The organism is Microbacterium sp. C-MGS6, from assembly GCF_058140415.1.
Genome location: NZ_CM176934.1, coordinates 1,757,987 through 1,774,190, shown reverse-complemented (window position 1 = coordinate 1,774,190; position 16,204 = coordinate 1,757,987). Strand labels below are relative to the sequence as shown.

At 66.0% G+C, this 16,204-nt stretch carries 17 protein-coding genes; 7 read left to right on the top strand and 10 right to left on the bottom strand.

Translation table 11 applies throughout. From position 1 onward, the window contains the following. The first annotated feature begins 164 nt into the window (after positions 1–164). Positions 165–548, top strand: coding sequence for a hypothetical protein (locus AC3B5L_RS08555; protein ID WP_490095640.1), 384 nt, complete (start codon positions 165–167; stop codon positions 546–548). Further along, positions 545–1,333, top strand: a complete 789-nt coding sequence (locus AC3B5L_RS08550) for a peptidoglycan recognition protein family protein (RefSeq protein ID WP_259954874.1) — start codon at positions 545–547, stop codon at positions 1,331–1,333. The genes AC3B5L_RS08555 and AC3B5L_RS08550 overlap by 4 nt, the downstream gene beginning before the upstream one ends. A gap of 15 nt (positions 1,334–1,348) precedes the next feature. On the opposite strand, the gene AC3B5L_RS08545 is transcribed toward AC3B5L_RS08550, so the two are convergent. From AC3B5L_RS08545 to AC3B5L_RS08510, 8 genes are all read right to left on the bottom strand, one after another. Beyond that, entirely contained in the window at positions 1,349–1,816 is a 468-nt protein-coding gene (locus tag AC3B5L_RS08545) for a hypothetical protein (protein WP_259954875.1), read from the bottom strand. A gap of 1,105 nt (positions 1,817–2,921) precedes the next feature. After that, positions 2,922–3,953, bottom strand: a complete 1,032-nt coding sequence (locus tag AC3B5L_RS08540) for a hypothetical protein (protein WP_259954877.1) — start codon at positions 3,951–3,953, stop codon at positions 2,922–2,924. Between the two features lie 454 nt (positions 3,954–4,407). After that, on the bottom strand, positions 4,408–4,749 hold the full coding sequence (locus AC3B5L_RS08535; protein WP_259954879.1) for a helix-turn-helix domain-containing protein: 342 nt from the start codon (positions 4,747–4,749) through the stop codon (positions 4,408–4,410). Between the two features lies 1 nt (position 4,750). Beyond that, positions 4,751–5,851 (bottom strand): tyrosine-type recombinase/integrase, encoded by a 1,101-nt coding sequence (locus tag AC3B5L_RS08530; protein WP_259954881.1) that lies wholly within the window; start codon positions 5,849–5,851, stop codon positions 4,751–4,753. 595 nt (positions 5,852–6,446) lie between these two features. Further along, entirely contained in the window at positions 6,447–6,998 is a 552-nt protein-coding gene (locus tag AC3B5L_RS08525; RefSeq protein ID WP_363443981.1) for a hypothetical protein, read from the bottom strand. Between the two features lie 77 nt (positions 6,999–7,075). Beyond that, positions 7,076–9,433, bottom strand: coding sequence for an excinuclease ABC subunit UvrA (locus AC3B5L_RS08520; RefSeq protein WP_268776318.1), 2,358 nt, complete (start codon positions 9,431–9,433; stop codon positions 7,076–7,078). A 27-nt stretch (positions 9,434–9,460) separates the two neighbouring features. Then, on the bottom strand, positions 9,461–9,871 hold the full coding sequence (locus AC3B5L_RS08515; protein ID WP_259954886.1) for a VOC family protein: 411 nt from the start codon (positions 9,869–9,871) through the stop codon (positions 9,461–9,463). Between the two features lie 5 nt (positions 9,872–9,876). After that, positions 9,877–10,275 carry a helix-turn-helix transcriptional regulator gene (locus AC3B5L_RS08510; RefSeq protein WP_259954888.1) on the bottom strand — a complete coding sequence of 133 codons (399 nt, stop codon included), beginning with the start codon at positions 10,273–10,275 and terminating at the stop codon, positions 9,877–9,879. A 179-nt stretch (positions 10,276–10,454) separates the two neighbouring features. Here AC3B5L_RS08510 and AC3B5L_RS08505 point away from each other — a divergent pair, with 179 nt between their 5' ends. Further along, complete coding sequence (locus AC3B5L_RS08505; RefSeq protein ID WP_101845765.1) at positions 10,455–11,042, top strand: HdeD family acid-resistance protein; 588 nt, start codon at positions 10,455–10,457, stop codon at positions 11,040–11,042. A gap of 63 nt (positions 11,043–11,105) precedes the next feature. On the opposite strand, the gene AC3B5L_RS08500 is transcribed toward AC3B5L_RS08505, so the two are convergent. Then, positions 11,106–11,870 (bottom strand): SDR family oxidoreductase, encoded by a 765-nt coding sequence (locus AC3B5L_RS08500; RefSeq protein ID WP_259951525.1) that lies wholly within the window; start codon positions 11,868–11,870, stop codon positions 11,106–11,108. Between the two features lie 122 nt (positions 11,871–11,992). Between AC3B5L_RS08500 and AC3B5L_RS08495 the strand changes: the two genes are divergently transcribed. The 4 genes from AC3B5L_RS08495 (at position 11,993) to AC3B5L_RS08480 (ending at position 14,677) form a co-directional block, all read left to right on the top strand. Next, the gene (locus AC3B5L_RS08495; protein WP_025103445.1) at positions 11,993–12,466 is read left to right on the top strand and encodes an NfeD family protein; all 474 of its coding nucleotides are present in this window, start codon (positions 11,993–11,995) and stop codon (positions 12,464–12,466) included. A gap of 8 nt (positions 12,467–12,474) precedes the next feature. Beyond that, positions 12,475–13,404, top strand: a complete 930-nt coding sequence (locus AC3B5L_RS08490) for an SPFH domain-containing protein (RefSeq protein ID WP_025103444.1) — start codon at positions 12,475–12,477, stop codon at positions 13,402–13,404. Further along, positions 13,401–14,177, top strand: coding sequence for a glycerophosphodiester phosphodiesterase family protein (locus AC3B5L_RS08485; protein WP_259951527.1), 777 nt, complete (start codon positions 13,401–13,403; stop codon positions 14,175–14,177). Before AC3B5L_RS08490 ends, AC3B5L_RS08485 begins: the two co-directional genes overlap by 4 nt. A 116-nt stretch (positions 14,178–14,293) precedes the next feature. Beyond that, complete coding sequence (locus AC3B5L_RS08480) at positions 14,294–14,677, top strand: RNA polymerase-binding protein RbpA (protein ID WP_025103442.1); 384 nt, start codon at positions 14,294–14,296, stop codon at positions 14,675–14,677. Here AC3B5L_RS08480 and lnt read toward each other — a convergent pair. Beyond that, positions 14,674–16,197: an apolipoprotein N-acyltransferase gene (gene lnt, locus AC3B5L_RS08475; protein WP_490095639.1), complete on the bottom strand. Its 1,524-nt coding sequence runs from the start codon at positions 16,195–16,197 to the stop codon at positions 14,674–14,676. The genes AC3B5L_RS08480 and lnt overlap by 4 nt on opposite strands. Positions 16,198–16,204 lie beyond the last annotated feature (7 nt).

Below are 16,204 nucleotides of genomic sequence, written 5' to 3'. Positions count from 1 at the left end.
TGAGCACCCCGTCGGGAAGCCGCACCTCGTAGGATCGCGATATGACCTCCCCTCGCCGTGTCCCTGCAGACCTGCGGAAACGCGGGGGCTTTCGAGGAGCGGATGAATCGACCGCCTCGCTCATCCTCGGCCAGTTCTTCGTCGGTGGCTTTTTCCTGTTCATCGTGGCTTTCTTCCTCGCACTCGGTGCTGCGGATGAGTACGACGGGGTGACGTCCTTCATCGGGGCGAGCATCATGGCCGTCGTGCTGTCCGTCGTGTCGATGATCACCGCCCTGGTGGTCGGCCTGCCCCTTCGCCTCGTCTCGGCGCTGCGCGCGCGGTGGCTCGCCCATGGCGAGATCACCGTCCTCGGGGTCGTCGTCGGACTCGGCGCCTGCATCGTGTCGGTCGTGCTGGCGGGCGGAAGCGGGGGAGCGGCGTCCCCATGGTGGGCGTTCGTCATCTCGTGGGCGGTCCTCGCCTTCTCGGTCGCGCATTTCGTCTGGCCAGGGCGACGCCGGCCGCGAGAGTCCCGAGCACCCCGAGACGACGACCAGGCCGCGTGAGCACACGCGGGGAGGGTCAGCATCCGGAGGACCCGGGAGCACGGGACACCGATGAGCACGTCCCGACGCACACGCGGCGGGGATTCCTCATCGCTGCCGGAACCGGCGTCGCGGTGACCGGCGTCGGCATCTGGCTCTCCGCGAACTCCGGGGGAGAGGCAGACGACACCGGACGCCGCCCGGACAATCCCCGAGGGTTGCCCGAGTATGAGCCGGTCTACGACCGCGCGGTCACGGGTCTCGAGGTACCGCTCGGTTTCGAGGACTGTGCCGATCCCACGGTCCGCGCCGACCGCAGCATCGCGGGGAGTGATCGCCGAACCGTGAGCCCTGTCATCGACCGCTTCATCATCCACCACACCGGCACGACTTCCGACCAGTTGGAGTTCTTCTCCCGCTGCAACCGGAGATCATCGGCTCCCACCTTCTATCTGCGACACGACGGATCGGTCATCGAGACCATCCGCCCGGGAGCGAAGCCGTCGTCCACCGGCGCGGACTGGAACTGGCGGTCCGTGGCGGTGGAGACGCTGGATTTCACCGGAGCCCCGGAGTACACGGTGACCACCGCGCAGGTGGAGGAGATCGCGCAGATGATCGCGTGGCTCGCAGGCTTCGACGGCCGGACCCTGGACGGCGTTCCGGTGCGCTTCCCGATCGACCGAGAGCACGTCATCACCCACCAGGAGACATGGTCGGGAACGGAGTGTCCCGGTCCGTTCCTCCAATCGCGAGTGGATGACATCGTGGCGCGGGCGGAGGAGATCCGGAGGGAGTCACGGTGACGGCACGGGAGCGGGCTAGTTGTAGTTGAAGCACCGACTCGAGTCCGGCGTCGACTCCGGTTCACCCTTGTAGAGGATGAACCAGTTTGCCGCCGTCGCCTCGTCGACGTGCACATCCAGGAGCATGCAGGTATAGAGGACGCTGTCATCGCTTCGGAAACCGGCGTAGATCCAGGTCGTCCCGCACGGTGAATCCGGATCCGTGGCCAGCGTGATCTCATTCAGAGCGCCGCCTGAACCCTCTTCCCAGGTGCCGGAGAAGTCAACGGCATCTGCCCCGCGCAGCTCCACCGCGGTGCGCGGCGGATTCCCACCGCACCCCACATCCCGTGGCCACGCAGTCGCCTGGAAGGTACCGTCCTCAGCGAGCTCGAGCGTCGTCGGCAGGTCGCTTCCCGCCCGCCATGTCCCGTACGCATCGGCCTCCGTCAGGCTGTAGTCCGACGTCCCGCACGCCGCCAACGAGAGCATGAATGCGGTCAAGAACGCGAGCGCACCGACGCGGCCGCGATTCCGAGGGGATGGACGGGTGGGCACAGGCCCATCATGCAGCATCCACCCGTGTCACCGCGGCCGGCGACCCAGGAGAGTGTCACTTTCCTCTACTGGGGATGAGCATTACCCGGATGAGTAGTATTCCTCGTCCATAGCGTCGTGCTCGAGCTTTCGATAGTGGAAGCCAGTCGGAGATAGCCACCCCGCCATGGTGAGGGGCGTGGCTTCAGCCGTGGCAGGGCGCGGCGGGCTGAGGCAGTGACACCAAGATGGGCTGAACAGAATGTCGGCGACGGCCTGGTGCATGCCGGACTGCGCGATCTCCTCGTCGGTGTCGTGCGCAACGCCAGGGCTGCCGTCACTGAACGGCTGATCGTTCGACGCGCTGAGTCTCCGGACACACCGGGGCGAGTCAGATAGCCTGAACAAATCAGCGTTGGCGAATGTGCTGCGACAACGACGAAGCGGAAGAAACCGACACCATGGAACCACGCGCATCTCAATCGGACACTCGCCCACGGGCATTCAGCGCGCTTGTCGCGGGCCTCGTCGCAGCGTGTATGAGCCTTGCAGGCTGCTCTGTTCCAGCTAATCCCCTATGCAAAACATGGAAAATCTACGACACGCCACAGGAAGCAGCAAAGGACGCGGACGCGGTGGTCATTGGAACTTTAGTGAACCAGTCTGGAACGGAGGATTGGAACGGCGTAGAGATCAACGTTTGGCAGATGGACATCGAAAGTTGGATCAAGGGGTCTGGTCCGACGCAAATAGAAGTGGCGTCGCCTCCAGACACGTGTGGTCCATTGCCGACACCCTACTCATCGAGTGATCCACTTCTCCAGGCAGGAGACGAAGGCAGAGTCGCAGTCTTCCTGAGCAAGAGCGACGACGGATGGGTCGTGTTGAGCCCATTCCAGGGGACCATCTCCGTTCCAGCCGATGACGCACTTCCGTCGGAATGGCCGCCTCACGATAGCCCGAGCAGATGGAGCTCTTGACCATAAGCCTTGATCCACCGATGCGCTGAGAAAGTGCTTGCGGGACTGCCTGGTTGTGGCTGGTCCCTTTAGCTTCGCAGGTCCGGCTTGCCCTAGCCGTCGTAGCGGCCGCTCACGTAGCTCCGGTACCGGACTCCCCGGTGCTGCTCGTGTTGCCCGAGAGCCGTGTAGCTGTATCCGAGGGCGTCCGCCACCATGGGCGCTGGCATCGCGGCTACTAGCTCGTCGAGCGTGGTGTTCTTCGTCGCGAGGACGTCAACGCCTAGTGAGTTGAGCGCCGCCTTGAGCCGCTCGCGCGTGATGTGCCGCCCTGCGCGCGCTCCTGGAAAGAGGTAGGGGTTGGTGTCGACCGAGCCAGTCCGTGTTCGAGCTCTGGAGGCCAGATGCTGGCGGAGGATGCCGTCAAACGGCTCTGGGACGTGGACCGGGTCTTCCGCGAACCTGATCCTCATGCCCTCGACGGCGTCATCGTCGACCGCGTCCAGCCGCATCGTGGCGATGCGCGTCAGCGGTTGGCCGAAGACCAGCAATAGCATGGCGGCAGAACGCGCCGCGGGTGAGAGCGACTCCTCCGTCAGGTAGTAGCGAATCCACTCGAGTCGCTCGCCGTCGGTAATGCGCCTAGTCTGCGCACGAGCGTGGCGCGTGGGGGCGTGGAGTGGGGGAGCGAGTTTGCTTTCCTTCGCGAACTGCAAGAACCCACGGACTGTGTATCGACTCGAGTTTCCCGTCGTGAGCCAGATGTCGACGAGGGATTGGGTGCAGGCCTCGAGTGAGATCTCCTGCTCCTGGAGCCAGTTCAGGAAGTTCGCTGCTGCCGTGATTTGTTGCTTCGCGTTGTGTGCAGCGGAATGAACGTCGCCGTCGTTGCTCTGAATCCGTCTGATGCGGTGTAGGTGATACCAGACCGCGTATCGTTCGAGCGCGCGCTTGTGCTCGCCTTCGAACGACTCAACTTTATTGCGGATCCATGCTTCGAAACGTGTGAACGCCTCGTCGCGAGGGGCAAGGACGCCCACCTCAACGAGCAACGCTCTGATGTGGGCGACGGCGCCACCTTGCGGGAGGGCGTCAAGAATGGCGTGGTCCGGCGGACTCTGAGCTTCCGCGAGAGCCCCGAGCACCGACCTGACCTTGGCGGAGCGAATCCAGGTGAGGACGCTAGTGGGGCGGTCCGCTCGGAGCAAGTGGTCCCTGAGCTGCAGGAGATCACTGCGATGACTCTCGGTGGGGTGCCCGAGCGCCTCGTTGAGGTCATCGGATAGAGCGCAACGCTCGCAGAGTCCGGCGCGAAAGATCGCCCGCTCCTGGGAGCATCGTTTGCAGCGAAAGTCGCGGTTGATGCCGGCGCAATCTGCGCAGATCGGCTCATCCTTCGCGTCGATTCCCGGCAGCAACCGTTCGACATGGCAGCCGCCACAGGTTCCATGGGTATGGACGGCCCGGTCGTAGCATCGCCCGCAGATGAGGCCTTCAGGGAACCGATACTTAGTTGTAGATGCTGGAGCGAGGTTTCCGCGGCGCGCGCATCGGACCTCACCTTCGCCTCGCGGCCGGCCCTTAGGGCGGGGTCGTTCGCTATTCGGACTCATCGCGCAGAATTCGAGCTCGGCGGGGCCGCGCCTGGCTGGCGGGCCCCTTGAAGTCCACGACCTGGTTGACGACCTTCTTTGTGCTGGTGGCGTCCTGCGCAGACACGGTGATGAGATCCGCGGGCGTGCAATGGAAGATGTCGCAGAGCGCCGCGAGGAGGGGCAGCGAGAGGCGCTCTGGCCGTTGTGTGACCAACCGCCAGATCTGCGCAGATGACATTGTGAGGCCGTGGTTGTTGAGATGCGGAGCCAGGTCGGTCGAGTTGTGCATCCCGTTGCGCGCCATGAGTTCGGCGAGGTTCCAGGCGTAGTCGGCGGTGCGTCGCATGTCAGTCCTTCAATCCGTACTTGAGCGCATCGGCCATCGTACTGTCGAGCGTTTGTCTGAGTGTCTTGACACGAAAGTCGCTGGAGACCCCGGTGTAGAGCGCGGTGGTCGAGGCGTACTCGTGTCCAACCTGTTGTTGGACGAAGAGCGAATCGAACCCGCCCTCGATCAGGTGAGTGATGTAGGAGTGACGCAACGAGTGAAAGGTGAGGTCCTTGCCGAAGCCGAGCTCGTCGCGATAAAGGCGGAAGCGAGTGTTCAGCGCTGACTCGGAGACGAGCGTTCCTCGCTCCGTGGGAAACAGTGATGTGCCGCCGCCGAAGCGGGGGAGACCGCGCTCGAGCCACTCTTCGAGGATCTCCGAGCCCCACGGGAACACCGCCAAGACGTTTCGCTGCTTGTAGTCGGATCCCTTCATCGCCTTACCAAACCGGACGTTGAGGTGACCGTACTTTCCGAACTCAGGTGCGTGGGCGTTTCGGCTGAGGTCGAAGGTCTCGAGGTGTCGAATCTCGTTTCGTCGAAGGCCAAAGCAGTAGGTGAGTTTGAACAGCGTGCTATCGCGGAACGCCGCGGCCCACCCCTTCCTGTTCAGACGGGAGATGCTGTCGGCTTCATCGTCAGCGCGGTCAAAGAATGCCTGCAGCTCTCTGTGGCGGAACGGACGTCGGCGGCCACCATGCTCGGCCTCCTGGATGTGTCGCACCATATTCCACTGATGAAGCACCGGGACGGGGTGGGTGCCGAACATGTCGTTGCACCTGTTGACCCAGTCATACGCGGGGGAGCAAATGAAGTCGGTGAACATGCTGAGCGCGTCCTGGTACTTGCGGATCGTTGGCCGCTTGTTCCTGTGGATCGCAACCTGGTCCCCGAAGAACTCGTCTACGTGCTCGACGGTCCAGAGCCACGGGTACTGGTTCGTGGTCTCCATGAACCTGCGCACGAGCGCTTCACGGCCCTCAATCGTTCCGATGGAGAGGCCACGCGCGAGCTGCTGCCGACGAAAGCCGGACAGCATCTCGTTGAAGGTCTGCTCCTCGGGGTGAAGCACGGCAACGCCTGCGCCCCATTTGGCGTGGCTCGTCAGCTCGATGACCATGGAGACTCCCTTTCATTAGATGCAACTATCATTCGCCAAACGAAAGATCGTTGCAACGACACGGGAGTCGAGGCATTCGAGCACCGCAACGCATCCAGCGGGCGGAGGTCGGCGTTGCGCTGTCAAAGTTGCATGAAGTGGCGGAAATCTAGGGGAGCACGGCCCCTCAGCGAAGTTTCGCGGTAGCCTCAGTCGTGGCGCCGGTGGGGCTGGAGTGGAATTTCATCCACTGCAATAATGACTGCTTAAGCTGACATAATGTGCATTATCGGATAATCCATATCCGGGATCTGGCAGGACGAGACAGGGTGGGAAAGCCGCCACCGCGGCCCTCGATCATGCGTTGACGTACGCCGCGAGATGCTCACCCGTCAACGTCGACCCGTCAGCGACGGGCTCGGACGGCGTTCCCAGGACACGCGGGCCTCGGACACCGGAAGGTCGAGCACCTCGGTGATGTCCTTGCCGCCGAGCTTGGGCTCAGCCGCTCAGCTCGAATCCGCTTCTGTGGTCGAGAGGTCACGACCAGACGCTTCTCGGAACGCGCGAGCGATAACCCACGCAGCACGGGCTGCGCGGCCGACGCCACCGTATGTCATACGAGAGGCGCCGCAGTGAACGGCGCTCGATCCGCGAACTGGAACGCGCGTCCGAAGAGCGTGGAGCCACTCGTGGGAGAGCCGGGATCTCGGGGCACCACGCCTGTAGCGGCCCAGAGCATTTCGCGCAGCCACTGCGCGCCTCCATAGACTCGAAAGTTACCGACGCGTTCAGCCGTGTGGTCAGCGCGCTCCAGTACGACGTGGATGCGTGACAACTCCTCGATCTCGTGGGAGTACACGGTCCACTCTTCGTTGGCTTCTCCGTACTCGAGCGGGTCGAACTCTGAGGATGGGTCCGAGGCGAAGTTCTCGAGTTCTTCGGGGCTCGCACGCTGACGCAGCAGCTGCGGTGCGCGCAGCGTGAAGGCGACGATCGCGAGTTCGGGATCCACGAACTCATCGATCAGATCCTCGCCGTACCGATCAAGATCTAGTGGCGTAGCGCCTAGTGAGACGAGGAAGGAGGCTACGTCGTCCACCAGAGGCATGGCGGCCACGTTGTAGTGTTCGCGCGCTGACTCCAGCAGCTGGTCGTAGGTCGTCATGTGTTCTCCAGCAGTGCTTGGGTCGGCGCCTGAGTTCTTTCGAGAGAGGATGGAGATTCCGCCACCGCGGCCCTCGATCATGCGTTGACGTACGCCGCGAGATGCTCACCCGTCAGCGTCGACCCGTCTGCGACGAGCTCGGCGGGCGTTCCCTCGAACACGATGCGACCGCCGTCGTGGCCGGCTCCCGGTCCGACGTCGATGATCCAGTCGGCGTGTGCCATGACGGCCTGATGATGCTCGATCACGACCACCGTCTTGCCAGCATCGACAAGTCGATCCAGCAGACCGAGGATCGTGTCGACGTCGGCGAGATGCAGGCCGGTCGTCGGCTCGTCCAACACGTAGACGTCGCCCTTCTCGCCCATCTGGATCGCGAGCTTGATGCGCTGGCGCTCACCGCCCGACAGGGTCGACAACGGCTGTCCGAGCGACAGGTAGCCGAGCCCCACGTCTTCCAGGCGTCCGAGGATGGCAGCCGCGGCCGGGAGTTTGGTCTCGCCCTCGCTGAAGAACACACGGGCCTCGGAGACCGGAAGGTCGAGCACCTCGGTGATGTCCTTGCCGCCGAGCTTGTACTCCAGCACCGCCGCCTGGAAGCGCTTACCACCGCAGTCCTCGCACGGAGTTTCGATGGTGTCCATGAACCCGAGCTCGGTGATGATGACACCGGCACCCTTGCAGGTGGGACAGGCGCCCTCGGAATTCGCGCTGAACAGGGCGGGCTTCACTCCGTTCGCCTTCGCGAAGGCTTTGCGGATGGGTTCGAGCAGCCCCGTGTAGGTCGCGGGGTTGCTGCGACGCGAGCCCTTGATGGCGGACTGGTCGATCGCCACCACGCCCTCGCGTCCGGTCACCGAACCGTGGATGAGCGAGCTCTTTCCGGAGCCCGCGACGCCGGTGACCACGGTCAGGACACCGGTCGGGATGTCGACGTCCACGTTCTGGAGGTTGTTCGTGGAGGCGCCACGGACTTCGATCGCGCCGGTGCGATCGCGCACGGCGCCCTTGAGCTGCGCGCGGTCGTCGAGGTGCTGCCCCGTCAGCGTTCCGCTGGCCGTGAGGCCTTCGACGCTCCCCTGATAGCAGATCTCTCCCCCGGCGCTTCCGGCACCCGGCCCCAGGTCCACGACGTGATCGCCGATCGCGATGGTCTCCGGCTTGTGCTCGACGACGAGCACCGTGTTCCCCTTGTCGCGGAGTCGGAGCAGCAGGCCATTCATCCGTTGGATGTCGTGCGGGTGCAACCCGATCGTCGGCTCGTCGAACACGTACGTGACGTCGGTCAGCGAGGAGCCGAGGTGCCGCAGCATCTTGATCCGCTGCGCCTCTCCCCCGGACAGCGTCCCCGATGGCCGATCCAGGCTCAGGTACCCCAGGCCGAGGGTCACGAAGGCGTCGAGGTTGGCGCTCAGCGCCTGGAGCAGGGGCCCCGCACCGGGGAGGTCGAGACCCCTGACCCACGCGGCGAGGTCCGTCACCTGCATGCGGCAGGCATCGGCGATGCTCACACCGTCGATCTTGGACGATCGTGCACCTTCGGTGAGGCGCGTGCCGTCGCACTCCGGGCACACCGCGAAGGTGGCCACCCGCTCGACGAAGGCGCGGATGTGCGGCTGCAGCGCGTCGAGGTCTTTGGAGAGCATGGACTTCGTGATCTTCGGGATCAGGCCCTCGTAGGTCATGTTGATACCGGAGATCTTGACCTTCGTCACCTCGCCGTAGAGGAACAGGTGGCGCTGCTTGTCGGTGAACGAGGCGATGGGCTTGTCCGGCGGGTAGAACCCGGACTGCGAGAACCCCTTCACCATCCAGCCGTCGGCGGTGTATCCGGGCACCATGATCGCGCCCTCGTCGAGGGACTTCGACTCATCGACGATCTGCGAGAGGTCGAGATCGGACACCACTCCCCTGCCCTCACATCGCGGGCACATGCCGCCGAGGTAGATCGCGTCCTTCACGATCTTCTTCTCCCCGCCCGGCCCGGTCATCACTCCGCTGGCCTTCTGCGTCGGGATGTTGAACGAGAACGCCGTCGGCCCGCCGATGTAGGGCTGTCCGAGCTTGCTGAACAGGATGCGGAGCATCGCATTGGCATCCGTAACCGTGCCGACGGTGGACCGCGGATTCGCGCCGAGGCGCTCCTGGTCCACGATGATCGCCGTGGTGAGGCCTTCCAGCACGTCGACGTCGGGTCGAGGGACGGACGGCATGAAGCCCTGCACGAAGGCGCTGTACGTCTCGTCGATCATCCGGCGCGATTCGGCGGCGATCGTGTCGAAGACGAGAGAGCTCTTCCCGGAACCCGAGACCCCGGTGAACACCGTGAGGCGTCGTTTCGGGATGTCGACGCTCACGTCCTTGAGATTGTTCTCGCGCGCGCCCTGCACACGGATGAGATCGTGGGTGTCCGCGGGGTGCTCGGCAGCGGTCATGCGGCGTCCTTCGTGGTGGTGGGGCCGTCAGGCGGCCTGGTTGATGCGGAGCAGGTTGCCCGCGGGGTCGCGGAACGCGCAGTCGCGCACACCGTAGGGCTGATCCATGGGTTCCTGGACCACGTCCGCCCCCTCCGCGACCAGACGGTCGAACAGGGCGTCCAGGTCGTCGCTCGCGAGTGTCAGAGCGCCATAGCTGCCCTTCGCGATGAGCTCCAGGATCGTCTGCCGTTCGGCGTCGGTGATGCCGGGGTCGGTGGCCGGCGGGTGGAGCACGATCGAGGTCTCCGGCTGGCCTGCGGGGCCGACCGTGAGCCAGCGCAGGCCGTCATAGCCGACGTCGTTGCGCACCTCGAAGCCGAGGGCGTCGCGGTAGAAGCCGAGCGCCGCTTCGGCGTCGGTGTGCGGGAGGAAGGCGTAGTGGATGCTGATGTTCATGATGCTCACGTTAGGTGCGCCTCGGGGCGCGGCGCTTCTCGATTCCTGATCGGTCGGGTGACCTGCTTCGCCTGGAACGAGGGGATGCCCTCGACGTTCGCGGCGCGTTCACGGTACACGCTGGGTGGGACACCGACCAGCTCCGAGAACCGGGTGCTGAACGTTCCCAGCGAGGAGCAGCCCACGGCGAAGCACACCTCGGTGACGCTGAGGTCGCCGCGACGCAGCAGCGCCATGGCGCGTTCGATGCGGCGGGTCATGAGATAGGAGTACGGGGATTCGCCGTAGGTCTCGCGGAACCGCCGACTGAGGTGGCCGGCGGACATGTGCACGCCCCGCGCCAGGGCCTCGACGTCCAGGGGCTTCGCGTACTCCCGATCGATGCGGTCGCGTACCTTCCGCATCACGACCAGCTCCCGCAGTCGAGCGTCATCCACCGGTATCACGTGATGATCCTGCCATGACGCCGGAAGACGGGGAATGACCATCCGCGACGCGCGGAACCACTCCTCCCCCGCTGTCGGACTTCCGGCGCTACCCTGGGGGCATCCTCACAGGATTCTCTCAGAAGGGGTTCCCCGTCATGTCTGAAGCAGTCGCAGAAACGAAGTCTTTCTTCAAGTCCATCCGCGTGGCTCTCGCGGTCTCCGGCGTGCTCGCGCTGCTCGCGGGTATCGCGTTGCTCGTCTGGCCGGTGAAGTCCGCCGTCATCGTGACGGCGATCTTCGCGTCGTACCTGATCGTCGCGGGAGTCGTCTACATCGGCCTCGGCATCTTCTCCCGCGCCAAGGGCGGCTGGTCTCGCGTCGGCCACATCGTCCTCGGCCTGCTCTACATCGTCGCCGGCGTCATCGCGTTCTTCAACCTGAACGTCGCCGCCGCCACCCTCGCGCTGGTCGTCGTGATCTTCATCGGCGTGAGCTGGATCGTCGACGGCGTCGTGGCGCTCTCGCTGCTCGGCAGCGATGGGTCGCGAGTGTGGACCGTGATCTACGCCATCCTCAGCATCATCGCCGGAATCATCGTCCTCTTCTCGCCGGTCATCGCCGGATTCGCGCTGTGGCTGCTCCTGGGCATCTCGCTCGTCGTGCTCGGTATCGTGCAGATCATCCGCGCGATCACGCTGGGCAAGGATGAGAAGGCGTTCACCACGGGCGCTGCCGCCGTCTGATCTCGGATACGCACGACGCCCCGGACCTGCCGAGCAGGTCCGGGGCGTCGTGGCGTCGGACGACTATTCCGCGGCGAAGGCGCTCACGTCGCCGACGAGGCGGGTGTTGTCCGCGGGGACGGGGTCGATGACCGCCTTGGCGACCTCGGCGGCGAACTCGGACACGTTGTAGAGACGGCCGGCGGATTCGCGGCGCTCGGCGATCGCCCCGGGGTTCGCGCGCTCGAGCAGCGTCGCGGTGATCGTGCCCTCGATCATGTCGCCGGAGACGACGGTGAAGCCGATCCCCTTCTCTGCGAGGCCGGGGATCAGTTCCCGCAGCGCGTCCTCGCCGGCCCGCTTGGACAGCGCGACGGGCTCGTACTCCGGCATCGTCGGCGTCGTGCGGATGAAGTGCGCCTGGTGGCTGGTGACGAACACGACGCGTGCGCCATCCGACAGCAACGGGGTCGCGGCGTTGAGGACGTTGAGCTGCGCGTCCCGGTTGAGCGTCAGGGCGTAGTCCTCGGCCATCCCCGACTCCATGCCGCCCGAGGCGTTGAGGACGAGGACGTCGAGACGCCCGTACTCGGCGCGGACGGCGTCGAACATCTCGGCGATCGACGCCGGGTCGGTGAGGTCCGCGCCGACGACGAGCGCCCGGCGGCCCAGCTCGCGCAGCTGCGCTGCGAGCTTCTCCGCGCGCGGTGCCTTGTTCCGGTAGTTGATGACGACGTCGGCGCCGGCCTCGGCGAGGTACCGCACGGTGTCGGCGCCGATCCCCCGCGATGAGCCGGTGACGAGGGCCACCTTGCCGTCGAGGGATCCTGCGGGAAGAACGTCGGTCACGGGTGACTCCTCATGGTGCGTGGAACGCCGTGAGCGCACGGCACTCACAGATTACCAAGGGGGCGCGGTGCCGACCGGGCCGGCGCCGCTGCGCGTGGTACGTTGACGGCAAAGGAGGCCGCATGGACAACTTCTCGACGTTCGTCACGTTCATCGACCACTGGGCATGGATCGGGTGGCTCGTCCTCATCGCCGTCTTCCTCGTCATCGAGATGCTCTCCCTCGACTTCACCTTCCTGATGCTGAGCTTCGGCAGCGTGATCGGACTCGTCACCGACTTCGTCGGGCTCCCGGTCTGGATCCAGATCCTGATCGCCGCCTTGGCATCCGCCCTCTTCATCCTCTTCTTGCGGCCACCGCTGCTACGCCGACTGCATCGCGGAGCCGACCCCACCCGCTCGAACGTCGAGGCCCTCGTCGACCTCCGCGGCATCGCGCTCAGTGAGATCACGCAGATCTCCGGCCAGGCGAAGCTCGCGAACGGCGACACCTGGACCGCCCGAACCACCACCCCGATGGCGATCCCCGCGGGGGCGCCTGTCGCCGTCAGCGCGATCAACGGCGCGACCGCCATCGTCCGACCCCTCAACGACTAGGAGCACGCGTGGACGACGCATCGATCATCCCGACCGTGATCATCTGGATCCTGGTGATCGCGGTCATCATCTTCGTGATCGTCACGATCGCGCGGGCGATCCGCATCATCCCGCAGGCGACCGCCGGCGTAGTGGAACGACTCGGCCGGTATCACAAGACCCTCTCCCCCGGCCTCAACATCCTCGTGCCCTTCATCGACCGTCTGCGGCCGCTGATCGACATGCGCGAGCAGGTGGTCTCCTTCCCGCCGCAGCCCGTGATCACCGAGGACAACCTCGTCGTCTCCATCGACACGGTCGTCTACTTCCAGGTGACCGACGCCCGTGCCGCCACCTACGAGATCGCGAACTACCTCGGCGCCGTGGAGCAGCTCACCACCACGACGCTCCGCAACGTCGTCGGCGGTCTGAACCTCGAAGAGGCGCTCACGAGCCGCGACAACATCAACGGCCAGCTCCGCGTGGTCCTCGACGAGGCGACCGGCAAGTGGGGCATCCGCGTGGGCCGTGTCGAGCTCAAGGCGATCGACCCGCCCGTCTCGATCCAGGACTCGATGGAGAAGCAGATGCGCGCGGAGCGGGACCGCCGTGCGGCGATCCTGACCGCCGAGGGGACGAAGCAGTCCGCGATCCTCGAGGCGGAGGGCCTTCGTCAGGCGGAGATCCTCCGGGCCGAGGGCGACAAGCAGGCAGCGGTCCTTCGCGCCCAGGGTGAGGCGGAGGCGATCCAGAGCGTCTTCACCGCGATCCACCAGGGCGCTCCGGACGACAAGCTCCTCGCCTACCAATACCTGCAGATGCTCCCGAAGATCAGCGAGAGCCCGTCCAGCAAGCTGTGGATCATCCCGAGCGAGCTGACCGAGGCGCTCAAGGGCATCGGCACCGCCTTCACCCCGAAGACCGGGCCGGGTTCGACCACTCCCCCCGCTGGCGCGTGACCCACCCGTACTTCGTCAAGGCCGAGCAGCCCCGGATCCTGGCCCATCGCGGTCTCGTGACCGCCGAAGGGCGGGAGTCCGGGGTCTGGGAGAACACGGCGGCCGCCTTCGCCGCTGCTCATGCCGCCGGGGCCGAGTACATCGAGACGGACTGCCAGGTCACCGCAGACGGCGACGTCGTGCTCTTCCACGATCACGACCTCCGGCGTCTGGTGGACGATCCGCGCGCTGTCCACGAGGTCCGGACAAGGGAGCTGAGCGCGCTCTTCGCGGAGCACGGCGGTCTGCTCACCGTGGCCGAGGCGCTCTCCGCGTTTCCGGAGACGCGCTTCAACATCGACGTGAAGACGCCGACCGCTGCGGCTCCCCTGGGGCCCGTCCTGGCCGCGCACACGCACCGTGTCCTGGTCACCAGCTTCTCGGACGCCAACCGGCGCGCGACGGTGGAGGCCGTGCGACAGACCGGCACCGGGCTCCGGCCCGCCACCTCGGGCGGGAGCCGGACGATCGCGGCGCTCCGGACGCTGTCCGCGATGCGCCTCTCCCCCGGCCGGCTGCTGCGGGAGATCGATGCCGTGCAGATCCCGGAGCGCCACGGGGCGCTCACAGTGCTGACGCCGGCCCTCCTCCGCGCCGCCCACCGCCTCGGTACCGAGGTCCACGTGTGGACGGTGAACGAGGCGGAGGACATGCGCCGCCTCGTCGACGCCGGTGTGGACGGCGTCGTGACCGACCGCGCCGACCTCGCCGTCGCCACGCTGCGGACGGTCTGAGCGCCCTTTATCCTCCGGCGCTGGGATTCCGCTGTGAATACCGGGCAGAACGCCCCCACGTGGATGAAGCGCACAGGCTCGAACGTTATACCTGACAGCGACGAGAGGACCACACAATGGCAGATCGCAGCCTGCGCGGCATCCGACTCGGCGCCCAGAGCCTACAGAGCGAAGAGGGCGTCGTTTTCATGGAGCGCCGTGAGACCACCTACACCTGTGACACCTGCGGACACGACACCACGCTCATGTTCGCAGCCGATGCCGAACCGCCTCAGACCTGGGAGTGCCGTTCCTGCGGAGCGGAAGCCCGCCTGAAGGTCGACGGCGAGGCCGTCACCCTCGAGGTCACCGACGAGAAGGCCGCCCGCACCCACTGGGACATGCTCATGGAGCGTCGTACCCGTGCGGAGCTGGAGGAGCTTCTCGAAGAGCGCCTCGCCTACATCCGAGCCCGGCGCGGTGCCGGCGAGGACCCCACCCGAGAGAAGATCGGCGCCTAGCGCCGACGGGCGCGCCACCACCCGAGACCGAGCGCACCCAGACCGCCCCAGAGCAGCACCTGCTGCAGCCAGGGGCCCAGGACGATTCCCGCCGTGAGGCCGGAGCGGAGTTCGACATCTTCGAGCATCGCTCCGGCCTCATCCGCGTCCAGGCTGGTGACCGTGCGACCGTCCGGGAGGATGACCTGACTCGTGCCGACCGTGGAGATGTTGACGACGCTCCGGCCCGTCTCGATGGCGCGCATCCGAGCGAAGGCGAGCTGCTGCAGGTTCTCGTCCGTGCCGCGGAAGTCGGCGTTGTTCGTCTGGAAGACCAGGACCTCGGCGCCGTCGTACAGCCCCTCCGTGATCACGTCGTCGTAGATCACGTCGAAGCAGATCGCGAGCCCCACCCGGACGTCGTCGACCTCGACGATCGGCGGGTTGGTCCCCGGCGTGTACTCGCGCTGGATCAGCCCGATGAGGTCGGGGACGAGGGCATTGAAGAACGCACGATCCGGCACATACTCGCCGAAGGGCACGGGATGCCGCTTGTCGTGCTTCTGAGGCGCCGTGCCGTCCGGCAGCCACAGCATCGACGTGTTGTAGAAGAGGTTGCCCCGACCGGTGGCGGCATTGGCGAGCAGCGGCGCATCGATGCGGTTCGCCACGAGGGTCATCCGCCGCGCGATCGCGGAGTTCGCGAACGGATCCGTGTCCAGCCCGCCCTCCGGCCATACGAGAAGATCGACGTCCTCGCCGTAGAGGGGCTCGGTCGCCTCCGTCTGCGCCTGGACGACGGCGAAGGGTTCGCGCTGGTCGAAGTAGCCGGTCGGCCCGTTCCCCTGCACCGCAGCGATGCGCATCGATCCGGACGGCGTGGTCGGGAAGAGCGGGGTGAAGAAGAGGATCAGGACCAGTGCGACCGGCGCGAGGAGGGTGACCGGCCGCCGCCACAGCCCCGTGCGGACGATCTCGATCACCATGGCCACGAGGAAGACCATGAGGAAGCTCAGCCCGCTCACACCCAGCCAGGACGAGATGGCGGCGAGGGGGCTCTCCGCCTGGCTCATCCCGAGACGAGCCCACGGGAAGCCGCCGTATGGCCACCAGCCGAGGAACAGCTCCCTCCCTACCCACAGCGCCGCAACGACCGCCGGGAGGGTCAGCAGGCGACCCGCGGTGCCCGGCCAGGCCCGGGGCAGCCACCGGTAGGCAAGGGTCAGCGGGATCAGCGCCACGGCCGTGAGCGTGCCCTCGACCACGCTCAGGGCAGCCCAGGGCAGCGGCCCCAGATATCGAGACGTCCAGGACACGAGCAGGGCGAAGAACACGATGCCGTAGACCAGTCCCACGAGCAGTGCGCCACCGGCCCGTCGGCCGATCAGCGCGAGCAGCAGCAGCCCCGTGGCGGGGAAAGCCAGGATCCAGATCGCGGCTTCGGGAAACGCGAGGTCCATGAGCAGCGCAGCCAGGGCGGCGACGGGCACGGCGGCCCACAGGGGCAGGAGGGCGCGTCGGCGAACGGGAGCTTCGGTCATGCGGGCG